The sequence below is a fragment of the Streptomyces sp. NPDC090032 genome (assembly GCF_044748025.1).
Taxonomy (GTDB): Bacteria; Actinomycetota; Actinomycetes; order Streptomycetales; family Streptomycetaceae; genus Streptomyces.
This window is the reverse complement of the sequence record NZ_JBIVFF010000002.1, coordinates 572,926-590,169: the sequence shown is the minus strand read 5'-3', so window position 1 is coordinate 590,169 and position 17,244 is coordinate 572,926. Positions and strand designations below refer to the sequence as shown.

At 70.7% G+C, this 17,244-nt stretch carries 15 protein-coding genes and 1 pseudogene; 6 read left to right on the top strand and 10 right to left on the bottom strand.

Going from position 1 to position 17,244, the window contains the following annotated elements; genetic code table 11:
* Nucleotides 1-37: 37 nt before the first annotated feature.
* From ACIPWY_RS06405 to ACIPWY_RS06395, 3 genes are all read right to left on the bottom strand, one after another.
* Nucleotides 38-604 carry a hypothetical protein gene (locus ACIPWY_RS06405; RefSeq protein ID WP_393698803.1) on the bottom strand — a complete coding sequence of 189 codons (567 nt, stop codon included), beginning with the start codon at nucleotides 602-604 and terminating at the stop codon, nucleotides 38-40.
* Between the two features lie 7 nt (nucleotides 605-611).
* Nucleotides 612-1,004, bottom strand: coding sequence for a hypothetical protein (locus tag ACIPWY_RS06400; protein WP_393698801.1), 393 nt, complete (start codon nucleotides 1,002-1,004; stop codon nucleotides 612-614).
* A 117-nt stretch (nucleotides 1,005-1,121) separates the two neighbouring features.
* Nucleotides 1,122-1,538, bottom strand: a complete 417-nt coding sequence (locus ACIPWY_RS06395) for a hypothetical protein (RefSeq protein WP_362900354.1) — start codon at nucleotides 1,536-1,538, stop codon at nucleotides 1,122-1,124.
* 270 nt (nucleotides 1,539-1,808) lie between these two features.
* On the opposite strand from ACIPWY_RS06395, the gene ACIPWY_RS06390 reads away from it, so the two are divergent.
* Together ACIPWY_RS06390 and ACIPWY_RS06385 are read left to right on the top strand one after the other, a co-directional pair.
* Nucleotides 1,809-2,318 (top strand): DinB family protein, encoded by a 510-nt coding sequence (locus ACIPWY_RS06390; RefSeq protein WP_362900356.1) that lies wholly within the window; start codon nucleotides 1,809-1,811, stop codon nucleotides 2,316-2,318.
* Nucleotides 2,319-2,690: 372 nt separating this feature from the next.
* Nucleotides 2,691-4,358, top strand: coding sequence for a chitinase (locus ACIPWY_RS06385; RefSeq protein ID WP_393699011.1), 1,668 nt, complete (start codon nucleotides 2,691-2,693; stop codon nucleotides 4,356-4,358).
* A 26-nt stretch (nucleotides 4,359-4,384) separates the two neighbouring features.
* Here ACIPWY_RS06385 and ACIPWY_RS06380 read toward each other — a convergent pair whose 3' ends face one another.
* From ACIPWY_RS06380 to ACIPWY_RS06365, 4 genes and pseudogenes are all read right to left on the bottom strand, one after another.
* Nucleotides 4,385-4,618 carry a hypothetical protein gene (locus ACIPWY_RS06380; RefSeq protein ID WP_393698798.1) on the bottom strand — a complete coding sequence of 78 codons (234 nt, stop codon included), beginning with the start codon at nucleotides 4,616-4,618 and terminating at the stop codon, nucleotides 4,385-4,387.
* 26 nt (nucleotides 4,619-4,644) lie between these two features.
* A pseudogene (locus ACIPWY_RS06375) lies at nucleotides 4,645-5,186 on the bottom strand (TNT domain-containing protein); the annotation flags it as partial.
* Nucleotides 5,187-5,267: 81 nt separating this feature from the next.
* Complete coding sequence (locus ACIPWY_RS06370; RefSeq protein ID WP_362900362.1) at nucleotides 5,268-5,708, bottom strand: OsmC family protein; 441 nt, start codon at nucleotides 5,706-5,708, stop codon at nucleotides 5,268-5,270.
* Nucleotides 5,709-5,831: 123 nt separating this feature from the next.
* On the bottom strand, nucleotides 5,832-6,305 hold the full coding sequence (locus ACIPWY_RS06365; protein ID WP_393698795.1) for a cupin domain-containing protein: 474 nt from the start codon (nucleotides 6,303-6,305) through the stop codon (nucleotides 5,832-5,834).
* Between the two features lie 122 nt (nucleotides 6,306-6,427).
* Here ACIPWY_RS06365 and ACIPWY_RS06360 point away from each other — a divergent pair, with 122 nt between their 5' ends.
* Together ACIPWY_RS06360 and pgm are read left to right on the top strand one after the other, a co-directional pair.
* Nucleotides 6,428-7,183, top strand: coding sequence for a Clp protease N-terminal domain-containing protein (locus tag ACIPWY_RS06360; RefSeq protein WP_362900366.1), 756 nt, complete (start codon nucleotides 6,428-6,430; stop codon nucleotides 7,181-7,183).
* Nucleotides 7,184-7,279: 96 nt separating this feature from the next.
* The gene (gene pgm / locus ACIPWY_RS06355) at nucleotides 7,280-8,908 is read left to right on the top strand and encodes a phosphoglucomutase (alpha-D-glucose-1,6-bisphosphate-dependent) (protein ID WP_393698792.1); all 1,629 of its coding nucleotides are present in this window, start codon (nucleotides 7,280-7,282) and stop codon (nucleotides 8,906-8,908) included.
* Between the two features lie 68 nt (nucleotides 8,909-8,976).
* On the opposite strand, the gene ACIPWY_RS06350 is transcribed toward pgm, so the two are convergent.
* Both ACIPWY_RS06350 and ACIPWY_RS06345 read right to left on the bottom strand, forming a co-directional pair.
* Complete coding sequence (locus ACIPWY_RS06350) at nucleotides 8,977-9,666, bottom strand: phosphonatase-like hydrolase (RefSeq protein WP_362900370.1); 690 nt, start codon at nucleotides 9,664-9,666, stop codon at nucleotides 8,977-8,979.
* The gene (locus ACIPWY_RS06345; RefSeq protein ID WP_362900372.1) at nucleotides 9,659-10,432 is read right to left on the bottom strand and encodes a GntR family transcriptional regulator; all 774 of its coding nucleotides are present in this window, start codon (nucleotides 10,430-10,432) and stop codon (nucleotides 9,659-9,661) included. Before ACIPWY_RS06345 ends, ACIPWY_RS06350 begins: the two co-directional genes overlap by 8 nt.
* 178 nt (nucleotides 10,433-10,610) lie before the next feature.
* On the opposite strand from ACIPWY_RS06345, the gene ACIPWY_RS06340 reads away from it, so the two are divergent.
* Together ACIPWY_RS06340 and asnB are read left to right on the top strand one after the other, a co-directional pair.
* Nucleotides 10,611-11,795, top strand: coding sequence for a TIGR03364 family FAD-dependent oxidoreductase (locus tag ACIPWY_RS06340; protein ID WP_383891744.1), 1,185 nt, complete (start codon nucleotides 10,611-10,613; stop codon nucleotides 11,793-11,795).
* A 276-nt stretch (nucleotides 11,796-12,071) separates the two neighbouring features.
* A complete protein-coding gene (gene asnB / locus ACIPWY_RS06335) occupies nucleotides 12,072-13,913 on the top strand; it encodes an asparagine synthase (glutamine-hydrolyzing) (RefSeq protein WP_362900376.1) in 1,842 nt (613 codons plus the stop codon).
* A 76-nt stretch (nucleotides 13,914-13,989) separates the two neighbouring features.
* On the opposite strand, the gene ACIPWY_RS06330 is transcribed toward asnB, so the two are convergent.
* Nucleotides 13,990-17,157, bottom strand: coding sequence for a bifunctional cytochrome P450/NADPH--P450 reductase (locus ACIPWY_RS06330; RefSeq protein WP_401532378.1), 3,168 nt, complete (start codon nucleotides 17,155-17,157; stop codon nucleotides 13,990-13,992).
* Between the last annotated feature and the right edge of the window lie 87 nt (nucleotides 17,158-17,244).

The window sequence follows — 17,244 nt, the reverse complement described above, 5'->3', positions numbered from 1 at the left end:
GCTGCTGTTGCTGCTGCTGTTGCTGTTTCTGCTGGTGTTACTGCTGCTGTTGTTTCTGCTGTTGTTGTCGCTGACGGGTGAGGAGGTCGGTCGCACGGGTCAGGGCGTGTTTCCGAAGGCGCTGCCAGTCGGCGACCTCCGTGCGGTGTCCGGCCCGGACCGAGGCGAGGCTGGTCTTGCGGTAGGCCGCTTCGGGCTTGAGGTTGTTGACGACGGTCGACACCCGGAACCAGCGGCGCTGGTCGCCGTAGAGGGCGCGCTGCGCCGAGGCCAGGCAGCCGTCGGTGTGGGCGCGCACGGAGTACCCGGTCGGCAGTTTCAGGGAGAGCTCCGTGCGTCCGGCGCCGAAGAGGGCGTCGGCCAGGTGCTCCTCCTGGGCCTGGGTGCCGGGCCGTCTGCCGGGGCGCGGCGGGGTGAATCCCTGCGCGATGAGGCAGCGGTCGGTCAGGAGCTGGGTGGCCGCCTTGACGGTGTCGTCCGGGGAGAGCGCCGGCCCGGGGTCCGGGGCCGCGCAGCCGGTGACGAGCAGGCCGGCCAGGGACAGTGGGCAGAGCGCGGTGAGCGCCAGGAGCGGGCGCGCCCGGAGCCGCGGTCGGTGGGTCATCGGCGGATCAGCCCGCTTCGCATCCCATCTTGTTGTCGCTGACGCCGTCGAACTTGGTGGCCCACGCCTCCCAGTTCTCGTCGTAGTCGTCCTTGCGGATCTCGCGGTAGAGGCAGCTGTTTCCCGGTCCGTAGCTGATCGCGTAGACCGTCCCGTCGACGCGGGAGTCGAAGGAGTAGGCGTGGCGCTGGGTGCCGTTCTCCGCCTCGGCGTAGCCGGGTGGCGCGTAACACCAGGCCTGGCCGTGCTGTCCCTGCTCGGTCCAGAAGCAGACCTGTCCGGGGCCCGCGGCGCGTACGGAACCGGTCGGCGCGGTGGCGACGGCGGCCGGTGCGGCGAGGGTCAGCGCGGCGGCGACGCCGGCGAGAGCGGTGGTGAGCAAAGTGGTGCTGCGGTGCATTCGAGCGGCTCCGAGAGTGCGGTGACGATGCTGTGCATGACCACAGTCCCCCGGCATTTACGCAGGTAAGCGCGGCGCCACCCGTACCGGCTACTAGTCATATCGACGCCGCGTCGATCACGGGTGGGGAACGAGCGCGGCCCTGGACGCGCGGGTGCGCTGCATGCGCAAGGCGTCGACGGACTCGGCGAGGAACTCGTATTCCGTGGTGTCGTCACGGGTGATCAGCCGTACGAGTTTCCCGTCGGCGAGTTCCTCGGCGACTTGTTCCTGCCGCTCGATATCGCCGCACCAGTCGCGCAGCGCGCCGGGCACATCGGGGACGGTGTCGGCGACCGGGGCAATGGCGTGTTCGGGGAAATGCGGATTGCCGGGGTGCGGATCCAGCCGTTCGGCTATCCAGGAAGCGCGGTCTCGCAGCCACCACATCGCCAGCGGCAGAGTGGGCGCGCGATATGTTCCGAGCGGTACGCCGACGCGCTGACCGCCGCAGATTCCGTATGCGGTGACATGGCACAGGAATTCCTCGTGCATGCTCTCCCCCGTCGCCTCGCTCGCTGCCCTACGGGCCTCACTTTCATTCCGTGCGGTGTGCGTGATCCGTGTGGGTGCGCCGGGCCGGGCCGGCGGAATGATCTATTGGTCGGGCATCATTCAACTTCCTCAGAAGATGAGTATCGACACTTCCGACGCGCTGTCACCATGCCTTTCTGGCCAGTCTCCTGGCATATTCAGGGCTCCGAATGGCCGGAATGGAACGGGTGCGCGGGTGTGAAATCCCCGCCACCGAGGAAGCAGCACGTCATGCACTCCAAGGACCTTCTCACCGACGCGTTCGGACGGATCCACGAAACGGTTCACTCGGCGGCGGAAGATCTTTCCGCCGAGGAACTCAACACCCGCCTCAATGACGACTCCAACTCGATCGCGTGGCTGATCTGGCACCTTTCACGCGTGCAGGACGATCACATCTCCGACGCCTTCCACACCGATCAGGTCTGGCTCGCCGACGGTTGGGCCGACCGCCTCGATCTCGCCCTGCCGCCCTCCGACACGGGGTACGGCCACAGCGACAAACAGGTGGCCGCGGTGCAGGTCCCGTCGGCCGAGCTGCTGCTCGGCTACTTCGACGCCGTGCACGCGCGCACCCTCGCCCACCTGGCAGAACTGACCGACGCGGACCTGGACCAGGTGGTCGACGACACCTGGTCGCCGCCGGTCACACTCGGCGTGCGGCTGGTGAGCGTCATCTCGGACGATCTTCAGCACTCCGGTCAGGCCGCCTATGTGCGCGGGATTATCGAGCGCCTCTGAACCCGGCTCGCGCCCCGTGTGAATCAGGCACACCCAGTCACTGTGTTCGCACGCTTCCAGCCATCGGAACCACGCAGTCCACTACGAGAGGAATCCGCACAGGATTGACGGCTCCTGCGCGGAGGGGCCGCCGGCCACTCCCTACCCACGCCCAGGCCGGCGGCCCCGTATCCACACCCCCTGGCGTCAGCCCTCAAGCCGCTCCCCGAACCGGACCGCCCGGACCACCCTGGGGCGCGCGCCGACGTCGTTCGAGGTCTTGACAACTCGATTGGTCTGGACCAGCTTTGGGCCCTACAGCGGTGGCCACCGTTCACTCCCGCCCCCTTCACTCCCCACCGGAGGCAGCAAGTGGACCGTGCACGCAGATGGATCGAGGGCGCGCTGGCCGTCACCGCGGCCGCGGCGCTCGGCGTCACCGCTCTGGCGACCACGGCGCAGGCCGCGGACATCAACGTCGCCAAGAACGCCGGATTCGAATCGGACCTGAACAACTGGACGTGCTCCGCCGGTACCGGTTCCGTGGTCGGCTCCCCCGTGCACGGCGGCGCCCGGGCGCTCCAGGGCACACCCACCGCACAGGACACCGCCCAGTGTTCCCAGGCCGTCGCGGTCAAGCCCAACTCGACGTACACCCTGAGCTCTTGGGTCCAGGGCAGTTACGTGTACCTGGGAGCGAGCGGCACCGGCACCACCGATGTGTCGACCTGGACGCCGGGGTCCTCCGGCTGGCAGCAGCTGACCACCACCTTCACCACCGGCGCGAACACGACGTCCGTGACGGTCTACACGCACGGCTGGTACGGGCAGAGCGCGTATTACGCCGACGACGTGAGTGTGCTCGGTCCGGACGGCGGCGGTGGCGGCGGCGATCCCGTGGTCGTTCCGGCAGTCCCCGCCGGGCTCGCGGCCGGCACCGCGACCTCCTCCTCGGTCGACCTCTCCTGGAATCCGGTCTCCGGCGCCACCGGATACAACGTCTACCGCGACGGCTCCAAGGTCGCCTCCGTCAGCGGCGCCTCCACCACCGTCACCGGGCTCGCCGCCGCCACCTCGTACAGCTTCCAGGTCAGTGCGACCAACTCGGCGGGTGAGTCCGCGAAATCGACGGCCGTCACCGCGCGGACCACGGCCTCCGGCGGCGGTGGCGGCGGGACCGTGCCCAAGCACGCGGTGACCGGCTACTGGCAGAACTTCAACAACGGCGCCACCGTGCAGAAGCTGCGTGACGTCCCCTCGCAGTACGACATCATCGCGGTGTCCTTCGCCGACGCGACGAGCACTCCCGGGCAGATCTCCTTCACGCTCGACCCCGCCGTCGGATACACGTCGGCCGCCGACTTCAAGGCCGATATCGCGGCGAAGCAGTCCGCGGGCAAGTCCGTGATCCTCTCGGTCGGCGGCGAGAAGGGCAGCGTCTCCGTGAACAGCGACGCGTCGGCCGCCGCGTTCGCCGACAGTGCCTATTCCCTGATGCAGCAGTACGGGTTCGACGGCGTCGACATCGACCTCGAGAACGGCCTCAACTCCACCTATATGTCCAAGGCCCTGCACCAGCTCTCCGCGAAGGCCGGCGCGAAGCTGGTCCTCACGATGGCGCCGCAGACCATCGACATGCAGTCGACGTCCGGCGAATACTTCAAGACGGCGCTGAACGTGAAGGACATCCTCACCGTCGTCAACACCCAGTTCTACAACAGTGGTTCGATGCTGGGCTGCGACGGCAAGGTCTACAGCCAGGGCTCGGTCGACTTCCTGACCGCACTCGCCTGCATCCAGCTGGAGGGCGGTCTCGATCCGTCCCAGGTCGGGCTCGGCGTACCGGCGTCCACGCGTGGCGCGGGCAGCGGCTACGTGGACCCGTCGGTCGTCAACAACGCGCTCGACTGCCTGACGCGCGGGACCGGCTGCGGCTCCTTCAAGCCCGCGAAGACCTACCCCGGACTGCGCGGCGCGATGACCTGGTCCACGAACTGGGACGCGACGGCGGGCAACGCCTGGTCCAACGCCGTTGGTCCGAAGGTGCATTCACTGCCGTAAGCACGCGGTGGCGCACAGGGCGGCGCTCAGTTCAGCAGCTGCCACAGGTGGGGGCAGGCGGCGTCCTCCGTGGGATGCCGCGCGATCGCCTCGTGGGCGCCGCGCTCGTACGCTCCGGTCTCCCAGCCCCCGCCGGGCTCCTCGCGCAGATAGAGGAAGTCGGTGGGGGTGGGGGACGGTTCGGGGACGCCCTCGATCCAGTAGTGGGTCGGGGGCACGGCGGCCTGGCGCAGAGCGCGCTCCAGTGCGTGCCGGTCCACGAGCCGTCCTCCCCTCTCGATCGTGCTTACGCAGGCTCGAGGCAGTCGTGTTCCAGGAGCCACTTCACGTTGAGGCGCTGCCCCTCACCGGCGTTGAGGAACACCTGGTCGAGCTTGATCTGCCGGCCGCCGCCGGGCTGCTCGAACCGGGGCGCGATCGGGCCCTGCCACACGAAGAACGGCTTGGCGACCTCGTAGACGTGATAGTCGCACGCGTAGGCGGGCTCAAGGGTGTTGAGGTTCCGCGCGGCAGCGCCCGCTTCTTGTACGCGTCCCCGGCGGGTGCCACGTAGGGCCGCACTCCGAGCCGAACCGTCGAGCGTCTGCCTGGGCCGCAGCTCCGTGGGGCGGCGGTCGACCTGGCCGTTGGTCTCGGTGAACCCGTCGTTCGGCGGGTACTTCCAGCTGCCGGAGTCCGCCGGCCCCTCCCAATTTTCAGGGACGCCTTCGGGCTGAGGGAGCCCGTGCGGTGACAGGCCTTCAGGGGCGGGCCGACCGGGGCCTCCCACTTCTTGGGCGGGTACTTCGGGCCGAGCCTGGCTTCGCCCTGGAACTCGCCCGTGCACGTGCGCGGCGGCCGCGGGCTCCGCCGCTGCCGCGGACGGTCACCGCACTTCGGAGGCGAGAGTGAGCACGCCTTGACGGCGAGTCAGCCCGCCATGAAGACGAGCGTGCCGTCCGGGAGCCGCGCCTCGATCCGGGCGCCGTGTTCCACGGTCCGGCTGACGGTGCAGTACTTCTCGTGGGTCAGGCGCACACCGCGGGCGAACGCGTCGGCGGCGCGCTCGTCGCCCTCGGGCAGCTCCAGTTCGTAGCTGACTCGGACCGCGCCGACACGGCCGTCGTCCTCGGGGCGTGACACGGACTCCACGACGATACGCAGCCCGTCGTGTTCGACGGTGCGGGCAGTGCGGTCGGTGACGAGGCCGCCGCAGCCGCCGAGCGCGGCGAGGAGCAGCTCGACCGGGGTGAACGACGGTTGCACGTCGGGGTCTTCGGCGGCGCCGATGCGGACCTCGGCGCCGCGGTCGTTGCGCGCGGTCCAGTCGCGGAAGCCGTTGCGGACGGTCTCGATGCGGTAGTCGGCCATGTCGGGTGGTTCTCCCTCGCTGCGGTCGCCCGGTCCTGCTCGTCCCCGGCACCGTACGGGCGAGGGGGCGTGGGGAGGCGCAGGCCGGACCGTCCGGCGAAGATGAACGCCCGCCCGGTCGCGTCAGGACGTGGGCAGGCGTGCGCCGCAGCGGGCGCAGTAGGCCGCCGCGGGATCCTCGGAGACCCGGTCGCAAGCGGGGCAGATCCGGCTGAGCAGGCAAGCCGGTTCGCCGCCCTCGCTGGCCGGCGTCCGCGCGATGGTCAGGCCGGGACGCCTTCGGTGGGCGGTGAGGTAGGCGAGGCCGTCGGGGCCGGCCGTCACGGAGCGCCGTTCACCGCGCGGGACGAACACCAGGGCGCCGGGGGCGAGTTGTTCCTCCTCTCCGGCGTGCCGGAGCGATCCGTCGCCTTCGAGGACGACGAGGAGGACGTCGAGATCCGGTTCGACGTGCTCGGTGACGACGGTGGCGGCCGGCAACCGGACGAGGTTGGCGTCGAGCTGCCGTGCCGCGCCGTCGAGCTTCCAGAGGGCGCCCGTCCGGGACGCGTCGGCCGTGCGCAGCACGTCCGCAAGGTGCACTCGGGCCGACGGCATGACCCTCCTCATTCAGTGGTTGGTACGTCGTGGACTGCGCAGCCTACGGCGTGGGCGAGTACGCCTCCAGCGACTGTCAACCAACGGTTGACACCTTCACACTGTCAACCTACGGTTGTCACATGACCGAATCTGCGGAGCCAGTAGGCCTCACCAACCCCGTACGTCTCGACGACCTGATCGACGCCATCAAGAAAGTCCACACCGACGCACTCGACCAGCTTTCCGACGCCGTGATCGCCGCGGACCACCTCGGCGATGTCGCGGACCATCTGATCGGCCACTTCGTGGACCAGGCCCGCCGCTCCGGGGCGTCCTGGACCGACATCGGCAGGAGCATGGGGGTCACCCGGCAGGCCGCCCAGAAGAGGTTCGTGCCCAAGGCCTCCGGCGAGGGCGGCGAGCTCGACCCCAGCTCGGGCTTCGGCCGCTACACCCCGCGGGCGCGCAACGTCGTGATGTCCGCGCAGAACGAGGCCCAGGCCGCCGGCAACGACGAGATCCGGCCCGAACACCTCGTGCTCGGCCTCCTCGCCGAGCCCGAGGGGCTAGCCGCGCAGGCCATCCGGGCACAGGGCGTGCTCCTGGACACCGTCCGGCAGAACGCCACGGCCACGCTGCCCCCGGCCGTCTCCGACGTGCCCGGCCTAGTCAAGTTCGACGCGAACGCGAAGAAGGCCCTGGAGCTGACCTTCCGCGAGGCGCTGCGCCTGGGCCACAACTACATCGGTACGGAGCACATCCTGCTGGCCCTCCTGGAGCAGGAGAACGGCTCGGGCACCCTCGCCGAGTCCGGCATCGACAAGGCCGCCTCCGAGGCGCACATCGCCGACACGCTGGCTGCGATCGTCAAGGAGCGGGCGAAGAAGCAGTCCTGACGGACCGTCCACCGGCCGGGGGTCCCGGGCGTCCACGGCGCTTCGGGCCCCTGCGCCGTCCTGCGTCGCGCGCGGCCCTGATGGGAGAATGCCCCCATGACTGAGCGCGCAGGAACCCAGGCCAGGCCGGAGGATCTCGTCGACATCGATGAACTCGTCGACGCGTATTTCACCAAGGTCCCCGATGTGGACCGCCCCGAGCAGCGCGTCGTCTTCGGCACGAGCGGGCACCGCGGCTCCAGCCTGGACGGCGCGTTCAACGAACAGCACATCGCGGCGATCACGCAGGCCATCGTCGAGTACCGCACGGCCGAGGGCATCACGGGCCCGCTGTTCATCGGGCCCGACACCCACGCCCTCTCGCGCCCCGCGCTCCACACGGCGCTCGGCGTCCTCGCGGCGAACGGTGTACGTGTCTTCGCCGACATCCACAACAGCTACGTGCCGACCCCGGCGCTCAGCCACGCCATCCTGCACTGGAACAGCACCGCGCCTGACGAGCTCGGGCAGGCGGACGGCATCGTCATCACGCCGAGCCACAACCCGCCGCGAGACGGCGGCTTCAAGTACAACCCGCCGCACGGCGGCCCCGCCGACTCCACGGCGACCTCCTGGATCGCACGCCGCGCCAACGAACTGCTCGCCGACGGCAACCGGGACGTGCGCAGCACGAAGGACGTGGCTCCGGAGTTGTACGACTTCCGTGAGCGGTACGTCGAAGAGCTGAGCTCCGTCATCGACACCGACGCCATCCGGACCTCCGGACTGCACATCGGCGCCGACCCGCTCGGCGGGGCGAGCGTGCACTACTGGGCGCGGATCGGCGAGATGTACGGGCTCGACCTGACGGTGGTCAACCCCGAGGTGGATCCGACCTGGCGGTTCATGACGCTCGACTGGGACGGCAAGATCCGGATGGATCCCTCGTCGGCCCCCGCGATGGCGTCCGTCCTCGCGAAGCGGCACGACTACGACCTGCTGACGGGGAACGACGCGGACGCCGACCGGCACGGCATCGTCACGCCCGACGCCGGTCTCATGAACCCGAACCACTATCTCGCCGTGGCGATCCACTACCTGGCCACGCACCGCACCGGCTGGCGGTCCGACGCCGCGATCGGCAAGACACTGGTGTCGAGCGCCGTCATCGACCGGATCGTCGCATCCCTCGGCCGTGAGCTGCTCGAAGTCCCCGTCGGATTCAAGTGGTTCGTGCCGGGGCTCGTCGACGGGTCGGTCGCCTTCGGCGGCGAGGAGAGCGCGGGCGCGAGCTTCGTCCGCAGGGACGGCAGCGTCTGGACGACCGACAAGGACGGCATCCTCCTCGCGCTGCTCGCGGCCGAGATCACCGCGGTGACCGGGAAGACTCCCTCGCAGTACTACGCCGAACTCGCCGCGGAGCACGGCTCGTCCTCGTACGCGCGCGTGGACGCGAAGGCGACCAAGCAGCAGAAGGCACGGCTCGCCGAGCTCAGCGGCGACGCGATCACCGCGGACACGCTCGCGGGCGAGCCCATCACCGGACGGCTCAGCCACGCGCCGGGCAACGGCGCCGCGATCGGCGGCGTGAAGGTGACCACGGAGAACGCCTGGTTCGCCGCGCGGCCGAGCGGCACCGAGGACGTGTACAAGATCTACGCCGAGTCGTTCCACGGCCCCGACCACCTGGCCCAGGTGCAGACGCAGGCGCAGTCGATCGTGGACGCGGCGCTGGCGGAGGACTGACGGGATGTGGGCGGCAGCCGCGCGAGCCTTCGCCCGGGCACTGCCGCCCACGTGTCCTCTCTGTACGACTACCGCGCGGCCGTAGCCTCCGCGATGTCCGGCACCTCGGCGACACTGTCCAGGATGTACGTGTGCGGGTGCGCCTCGAACTCCGTGCGCGAGAGCTGGCCGGTGAGGACGCCGACGACGACGCCCGCGCCCGCGTGCTGTCCGGCCTCGAGGTCGACCACGGTGTCACCCGCGACGAGCACCTTGCGGACGTCCACGACGCCGGTCTTCTCCATCGCCCGGTGGATCATGTACGGGGCGGGGCGGCCGCGGACGACCTCGTCGGCGGTGACGACCGCGTCGAGGTTGCCGCCCTCGTCCGTGGACCAGCCGAGCGACGCGAGCAGCGGCAGGGCCACGTCGGCGCTGAACCCGGTGGTCAGGGCGACCTTGATGCCCCGGGCGCGCAGTTCGGCGAGGGCCTTGTCGGCCTGGGCTATGGGCTGCGGCGGGGCCTCGTCGTAGCGCTCCTTCAGGAACGCCCGGAAGACCCCGTACTGCCGCTCGACCAGCTCCGCGTCGGGGGTGCCGCCGCCGAGGCGGACCAGGGCGTCGATGGCCTCGCGCTTGTCGGTGCCCATCCACGTCTGCAGGTCCTGCGCGTCGACCGTCACGCCGGTCGACTCGACGGCGTGGCGCAGCGCCTCGTACACCGCGCCGTACTCGTCGATCGTCGTGCCTGCCATGTCGAATACGGCGAGTTCAATCACTGGGGTTCTCCTCGTCAGTGCGGTACCGGCCGACGACGGTGTGTCCCTCGGCGGTGTTCTCGATGGTGAAGTTGGCGAGCGTCGGCAGATAGCGGTCGTCGGCGTACTCCAGGGGCACGCCGTCCCGCGAGAACGCCAACCGCCTTACGCGCAGCAGGGGTTCGCCCGGCTCGATGCCGAGGAGCGACGCGTCCTGTGCGTCGGCGGCGATGGCGTCGATGGTGTGACGGGCGTGGTGCAGGTCGACATCGCGCCCGCACAGGGCCTCGTAGATCGAGCCCGCGTCGGGGTCCATGTCGAACAGGTGCCGGCCGACGTGGAGCACGAACGTGGAGCGCTCGACCATGACCGGCACGCCGTCCAGGTGGCGCAGCCGGACCAGGTCGACCACGGGCTCGCCCTCGTCGAGGCCGAGCCGTGCGGCGGCCTCCGGGGAGGCCCGGCGGCGGGCGACCTCGACGGTCAGCTGCCCCGGCTCACGGCCGATCGATCTCGCCCACTGCGTGAACGACATGAGCGACGCGAAGGGCTGCGACGGGGCCGCCCGCCGGGCGACGGGCGGCTTGCCCCGGCCGCCGACGAGATGCCCGTCAGACCGCAGTATCGACAAGGCCTGTCTGACCGGCCCGCGGGAGGTCCCGAACTCTTCGCAGAGCTGGGATTCGCTCGGGACCGGCTCGCCCTCCGGCCACTCTCCGGACTCGATACGCCGCAGGAACTCGGCGCCGAGCTGCTCGTGGAGCGGCACTCCCTTACTTGTCTTCACAAGATGACTATCGCAGCTCGACCGGCCACTTCTCAAGGCCCGCACGTGGCCGCAAGGGGGCAGAGCCGTGACGTTTCGGAGTCGTTCACCCCGCTCCGGGGCACGGAAGGTAAACAGACGGAAAACTTGTACACACAAGTATTGCCCCATGCGCCCCGGACCTCGCACGCTGCAATCCATGAGCTTCACGACAGCGTCCCCCTCCGCCCCTTCGCCTGCCGCCGACCTGCCCCGCGGCCGCAGTGACCTGGTCATCGTCGGTGCCGGGGTGGTCGGCCTGGCCCACGCCTTCGAGGCCGCCCGGCGCGGCCTGACCGTCACGGTCATCGAGCGGGACTGGCAGCCCGTAGGGGCTTCGGTGCGCAACTTCGGGCACTGCTGCATCACGGCACAGCGCGGCGACCTGCTGGAACTCGCCTACCGCTCGCGAGCGGGGTGGCTGGAGGCCGCGAAGAGCTCGGGCCTGTGGGCCAAGGAGGCCGGCGCGCTCGTGGTGGCGAGGTCCCAGGCGGAGCTGGCGGTCCTGGAGGAACTGCGCGAGGAGCGCGGCGCGGACACCGTCCGGCTGCGGACCCGCGAGGAGGTCGCGGGGGAACTCGGCCGGGGCGCCGACATCGGCGACATCGTGGGCGGCGCCTTCCTCCCCGACGACCTGCGCGTCAACCCCCGCGAGGCCGCCCCGGACCTGGCCGCATGGCTGTCCATACAGCCCAACGTCACCGTGGTGTGGGGCACGAACGTGAACGGCGTCGAGGAGGGCACCGTCCACACCGGCCGTGGCCCGGTCCACGGCGACCGGATCCTCGTCTGCGTGGGCCACGACCTGGACCGCCTGTACCCCACGGCGGCGGAGGAGCACGGCATCGAACGCTGCCGGCTCACCATGGCGCGCGTCGCGGCGCCCGACGCCTTCCGCACGGACGCGGCGATCCTGACCGCCACGTCCATGCTGCGCTACGACGCCTTCACCGCCATGCCGTCGGGTCCCCGGCTGCGCGAGGAAGTCACCGGCCACAGCCCCGAGCTGCTCGACGTCGTCGCGAACGTCATGTTCACCCGCCTGCCCGACGGAACGGTCCTGGTCGGGGACTCCCACGCCTACGGCCGGACCACGATCCCCTTCGAGGACGAGCCGACGGCACAGCTGCTGCTCGACTCGGCGGCCAAGGTCCTCGGCGCGGGCGACCTGCGGGTGAAGGAACGCTGGCAGGGCGTCTACGCGAGCAGCGGCCGCGGCCCCCTCCTGGTCCGCGACATGGCACCGGGGGTACGGGCCATCTCGGTCACCTCGGGTATCGGCATGACGCTCTCGTTCGGCCTTGCCGCCGCGACGTTCGACGAGTCCCTGGCCGCGACGGCCTGAGCACCGCGGGGTCCGGCCAGGGGTTGATCAAGTTTTTGCCCTTGGCCGGATCGCACTCGTTCGGCCGGCCCGCGGTACCGCAACGACCCGAGAGCCGCCGGGATTTGCAATGGGGATCGTTCCACCCGGTCACGCAAAGTGCGGCCGAAACCAATGGGGTCAGGTACCTCCACCGGGTTAACGGCGCGTTGACCGTACACAGTGCATGTCACATGCTCGACATATAGGTGCTGATTACAACTGGTACGGCGCCAGTACGGCATGCAGGAGGAACGTATGTGTGGCATCACCGGCTGGATCTCCTTCGACCGCGACCTGCGCGCTTCTGCCGACACATTGGATGCGATGACGCAGACGATGGCGTGCCGCGGCCCCGACGACCGCGGCACGTGGACCGAGGGGCCCGCGGCGCTCGGCCACCGCAGGCTCGCGATCATCGACCTGCCGGGCGGGCGTCAGCCGATGACCGCCGAGACACCGCGCGGCACCGTCGCGCTCGTGTACTCCGGCGAGACCTACAACTACACGGAACTCCGGAGCGAACTGACCGCACGCGGCCACACGTTCACCACCGACTCCGACACCGAGGTCGTGCTGCGCGGCTACCTGGAGTGGGGCGAGGCGCTGGCCGAGCGCCTCAACGGCATGTACGCGTTCGCCGTCTGGGACGGCCGCGAGGACAAGCTCGTGATGATCAGGGACCGCATGGGCATCAAGCCCTTCTATTTCTACGAGACTGCGGACGGTGTCCTGTTCGGGTCCGAGCCCAAGGCGATCCTCGCCAATCCGCTCGCGAAGTCGCGGGTGACCCTCGACGGCCTGCGGGAGCTCTTCACCATGGTGAAGACGCCTGGCCACGCGGTCTGGGACGGAATGCACGAGGTGGAGCCGGGCACCATCGTGACCGTCGACCGCAGCGGACTGCGGCAGCACGCGTACTGGAGGCTGGAGACCCGCCCGCACACCGACGACCGCGACACGTCGATCGCGACCGTGCGCTCGCTCCTCGACGACATCGTGCGCCGCCAGCTCGTCGCCGACGTGCCGCGCTGCACGCTGCTGTCCGGTGGCCTCGACTCCTCCGCCATGACGGCGATCGCGGCGCGGCAGCTCGGTGCACAGGGCGAGACCGTACGCAGTTTCGCCGTGGACTTCGTGGGCCAGACGGAGAACTTCGTCGCCGACGAGATGCGCGGCACACCGGACACCCCGTTCGTGCACGACGTGGCGAAGGCCGCCGGCACCGACCACCGCGACATCGTCCTCGACTCGAACGCGCTGGCCGACCCGGACGTCCGCGCCCGGGTGATCCGGGCCCGTGACATCCCCGCGGGCTTCGGCGACATGGACGCGTCGCTCTACCTGCTGTTCCGGGCGATCAGGGAGCACTCGACGGTCGCCCTGTCGGGCGAGTCCGCGGACGAGGTGTTCGGCGGATACCTCCAGTTCTTCGACGAAGAGGCGCGCAACGCCGACACGTACCCGTGGCTGGTGCACATGGCCCAGCACATGGGCGACGACGCCGACGTCCTGCGCGGTGACCTGGCCGGCGCCCTCGACCTCGACGGATACGTCCGCGCCAGCTACGCGGGCGCCGTGCGCGGCATCCAACGACTGGACGGCGAGAGCGACTTCGAGTACCGGATGCGCAAGATGTGCCATCTGCACCTGACCCGGTTCGTGCGGGTCCTGCTCGACCGCAAGGACCGCACGAGCATGGCCGTCGGCCTGGAGGTGCGGGTCCCGTTCTGCGACCACCGCCTCGTCGAGTACGTGTACAACACGCCCTGGTCGCTGAAGTCGTTCGACGGCCGGGAGAAGAGCCTGCTGCGCGAGGCGACCGCGGACGTGCTGCCGAAGTCGGTGTACGACCGGGTGAAGAGCCCGTATCCGTCGACGCAGGACCCGAAGTACGCCGTCGCTCTCCAGAACCACGCGAAGGATCTGCTCTCCCGGCCCTCGCACCGGGTGTTCGACCTGGTCGACCGTGAGCGGGTGACGCAGGCCGCGCACCGTGAGGGGCCGCAGATCGGCCAGGCGTCGCGGCGCGGGCTCGAACGCACGCTGGACCTCGCGCTCTGGCTCGACATGTACAACCCTGAGCTGGTCCTTTCCTGATCCTCGTCCCCCGGAGGCGGCGTGCGGCACGAGCCGTACGCCGCCTCCGGGGCGCGGTGCCTCCCGTGCGGAGCACTCAGCCCGCGTAGACGTCCTCCACGTAACGTCCGTCCGCGACCAGACCGGCGAGCCAGCGTTCGGCTGCCTCGTCGTCGGCTCCCGGCGTGCGGTCCCGGAACAGGGCGCGGAACGCGTCGCGCACGCCGGGCGCCATCCGTGCCCCGTCACCGCAGACGTAGACGCGTCCCCCGGCCCCGAGCAGCGCCCACAGTTCATCGGCCTCGGCAGCCACTCGGTGCTGGACGAAGGCGTGGCCCTCCTCGGGCGCCTCGCTGAAGACGGGGCGCAGAGAGACGGCGCCCGCGGCCTCGGCTGCACGCAGTTCGTCGGCGTGCAGGAAGTCACCTCGGGGGTGGTCGCAGCCGAAGTAGCACAGGGCGGGTGCCAGCGGGGTGCCGGCGGCGAGCAGGGCGGCGCGGTCGGCGATGGCGCCGCGGAAGGGGGCGAGGCCCGTTCCCGCGGCGATCATGACGACAGGGGTCTCCGAGCCGTTCGGGACGCGGAAGACCTCGCGGCACGGCTGGACGCGGGCGAGCACCGTATCGCCGGGCCGCAGCCCGGCCAGGTACGTCGATCCGGTGCCACGGAACCGGCCGCGGCCCGAGCGGGCCGGGGCGTCGAGGACGGACACCATGAGGTCCGCGTGCGTGGGGCTCTGCTCGGCGCTCGACGAGATCGAGTAGTGCCGGGGCTTCAGCGGCGGCAGGAGGTCGAGGAGCTGCGGCCAGGTCAGCGCACCCCGCAGGGCGGGGTGGTCCTCCACGAGTTCGACGAGCGTACGCGGGTCGTCGGCGAGTCCCGCGAGCGCCGCCTTCTCGGGAGGGCAGGGGTTCGCCTCGGCGAGCAGTGCCACCTGGGCCGGGGTGGGGGCGTGCCCCGACTCGACGTGGAACGTGAGGAGTTCACGGACCGTCAGCGGCCGGTCCAGAGCGAGTCCGTCGCGGCGCGGGCGCCGGGCCCGGATGTCGAGGACCGTGTCCAGATCCACCCCGAACGCGGCGGCCGTCCGCTCGACGAGCGCGGGATCCTGCGCGGGCAGCACGGTGAGATGGTCCCCCGTACGGTACGTGACGCCCTCGGGCAGCGCGAGACGCACGAAGCGCTTGGTGCGCGGGTGGTCGGGCGCGGTGAGGGAGCTCGCCTCGGTGACGGTGAAGGGGACGAGCCCGTGCCGGGCGGCCGCGACATCGAGGGGCCCACCGCCGATCTCCCGGATCTCGTACGCGTCCTCGGGCTCAGCCGTGTCGGCAGGAGCCGCGTCGGGGTCCCCGTACTGGGTGAGGAGCGCGGCGCGCAGCCCGGTCGTGAACGTGCGGACGGTGGCGTTGAGGTCGCCGGAGGCGTCGGCCGCGGCGCGCTCGCACAGGCGGGTGCCACCGAGCGCGTCGAGCCGTTCGTCGATGCGCGTCGGTACGTGCTGATAGGTGGCGGCCCAGTTGCGGTCGCCCACCCCGAGGACCGCGTACGTGACGTCGTGCGCGGCGCCTTCCTGTGCACCGTCGAGCCAGGCGGCGAACTCGGCCGCGTCGTCCGTGGGCCGGCCGTTGTAGGAGGCCGCGACCACGACGACGGGGCGGTCGGTGGGCAGTGCCCCCGCATGGGTGTCGAGCGGCGCGACGGCCGTGTCGCAGCCCAGCGCGGCGACGTCGTCGGCGAGCTGCTCGGCGAGGCCGCGGCAGGTCCCGTAGTTGCTGCCGTGCAGGAACAGGACCCCGGTGCCGGGCCGCACGCGGGCGGGCAGCGTGTCCGGCGCGGCGGTCCGCTCCTCCACGGGCGCGTGGCCCGGCAGGGCCGGGTGGTTCCGGTCGGCGGAGGTGCGCGGGACGAGCGTGAGGGTGAAGCCCTCGGGCTTGAGCGTCAGGGTCTCCTTGACCGTGAGCTCGTAGTCGGCGTGGTCGACGAGACGGTAGCGGTGCACCAGGAGAGCGAGCAGCATCGTCGCCTCGTGGAGCGCGAACTGCCGCCCGATGCAGGCGCGTTCACCGGTTCCGAACGGCTTGAAGGCGTGCGGCGAGCGCGCGGCCTCCGCCTCGGGCGTGAACCGGGTGGGGTCGAACAGCTCCGGGTTGTCTCCCCACACGGGCTGCCGGTGCAGCATCGGCGTGAGCACGGTGACCGCCTGCCCGGCACGCAACGGGATGCGGCCGCCGAGGAGCGTGTCCTCACGCGCGTGCCGGCTGAACGCCGCGGCGGTCGGCCACAGGCGCAGCGCCTCGTTCAGCACCTGCCGCGTGTAGGTGAGCCGGCCGACCTCGTCGAAGCTGGGCTCGGGGTCGGCCGCGTCCCCGAACAGGGCGTCGGCCTCACGGCGTACGAGGTCGAGTACGGCCGGGTGCTTGGCCAGGTAGTACAGGGCGAAGGACATCGCGCCCGAGGTGGTCTCGTGGCCCGCGATGAGGAAGGTGATGACCTGGTTGCGGATGTTCGCCGTGTCGAGCGCGCTGCCGTCGGGGTGGCGGGCGGTGAGCATCAGGCCGAGCAGGTCGTCGCCTTCGGGTGCGTCGGTGCGCGCCGTGATGACGTCGTCGACCACCTGCGCCAGATAGTCGGCGTCGGCCTTGAACGCGGCGTCGGCGGCCGAGTGGTCTGTTCCGGGCGTGCGGGCGAGCCGCTTCATCGACCATTCGAGGCAGCGGACCATGGCCTCCACGAAGGGGTGCGGCTCGGATCCCTCGAAGGACCCGAAGTCGTAGCCGAAGCCCGCGAGTCCGATGGTGTCGAGGGTCATCCGCGTCATGTCGCCCGGTACGTCCACGGGGCTGCCCGCGTGCGCGGCGCGGTCCCAGGACTCGATGAGGCGGCGGGACACCTGGTACATGACGGGGTGGTAGGTCCGCATGGAGCCCAGGGCGAAGGCGGGCATGAGGATGTCGTGGGCGCGGGCCCAGTTCGGCTCGTCGTTGTAGGCGGTGAAGAGGCCGTCGGCGGTGAAGGCGCGGACGTTCTCCAGCGCGGGGCCCACGTGCTTGGCGAAGCGGGTCTCGTCGGCGAGTTCGGTGACGAGGTCGAGGTCGCTGACGAAGAGGGCGTCGCGGCCGTGCAGCCTGCGCACGAGTGCGGGGCCGTGGCGGCGGGACAGCTCCATGGCCTGCTGGAGGGGCGCGGGTCCCGGGCCGGTGGCGGAGATGTCGATGAGCGGAAGGCCGTCGGTGGGGGCCGGCGGGAGCAGCGCGGAGTCGGGCATGGGGGCGGCAACTGCCTTTCGCGGTACGGGGTTCGGTGCCCGTCCAGCTTGATCCCGTGGCCCCGCCGGGCCGGGCCGCCGCACTAC

Excerpts from the sequence above, each read along its gene's own strand:
- ACIPWY_RS06365 (WP_393698795.1), bottom strand. The coding sequence starts at position 6,305 with ATGCCGTCGGCCCGAGTGCACCTTGCGGACGTGCTGCGCACGGCCGAC.
- ACIPWY_RS06370 (WP_362900362.1), bottom strand. The coding sequence starts at position 5,708 with ATGGCCGACTACCGCATCGAGACCGTCCGCAACGGCTTCCGCGACTGG.
- ACIPWY_RS06360 (WP_362900366.1), top strand. The coding sequence starts at position 6,428 with ATGACCGAATCTGCGGAGCCAGTAGGCCTCACCAACCCCGTACGTCTC.
- asnB (WP_362900376.1), top strand. The coding sequence starts at position 12,072 with ATGTGTGGCATCACCGGCTGGATCTCCTTCGACCGCGACCTGCGCGCT.
- ACIPWY_RS06395 (WP_362900354.1), bottom strand. The coding sequence starts at position 1,538 with ATGCACGAGGAATTCCTGTGCCATGTCACCGCATACGGAATCTGCGGC.
- ACIPWY_RS06390 (WP_362900356.1), top strand. The coding sequence starts at position 1,809 with ATGCACTCCAAGGACCTTCTCACCGACGCGTTCGGACGGATCCACGAA.
- ACIPWY_RS06405 (WP_393698803.1), bottom strand. The coding sequence starts at position 604 with ATGACCCACCGACCGCGGCTCCGGGCGCGCCCGCTCCTGGCGCTCACC.
- pgm (WP_393698792.1), top strand. The coding sequence starts at position 7,280 with ATGACTGAGCGCGCAGGAACCCAGGCCAGGCCGGAGGATCTCGTCGAC.
- ACIPWY_RS06330 (WP_401532378.1), bottom strand. The coding sequence starts at position 17,157 with ATGCCCGACTCCGCGCTGCTCCCGCCGGCCCCCACCGACGGCCTTCCG.
- ACIPWY_RS06340 (WP_383891744.1), top strand. The coding sequence starts at position 10,611 with ATGAGCTTCACGACAGCGTCCCCCTCCGCCCCTTCGCCTGCCGCCGAC.
- ACIPWY_RS06400 (WP_393698801.1), bottom strand. The coding sequence starts at position 1,004 with ATGCACCGCAGCACCACTTTGCTCACCACCGCTCTCGCCGGCGTCGCC.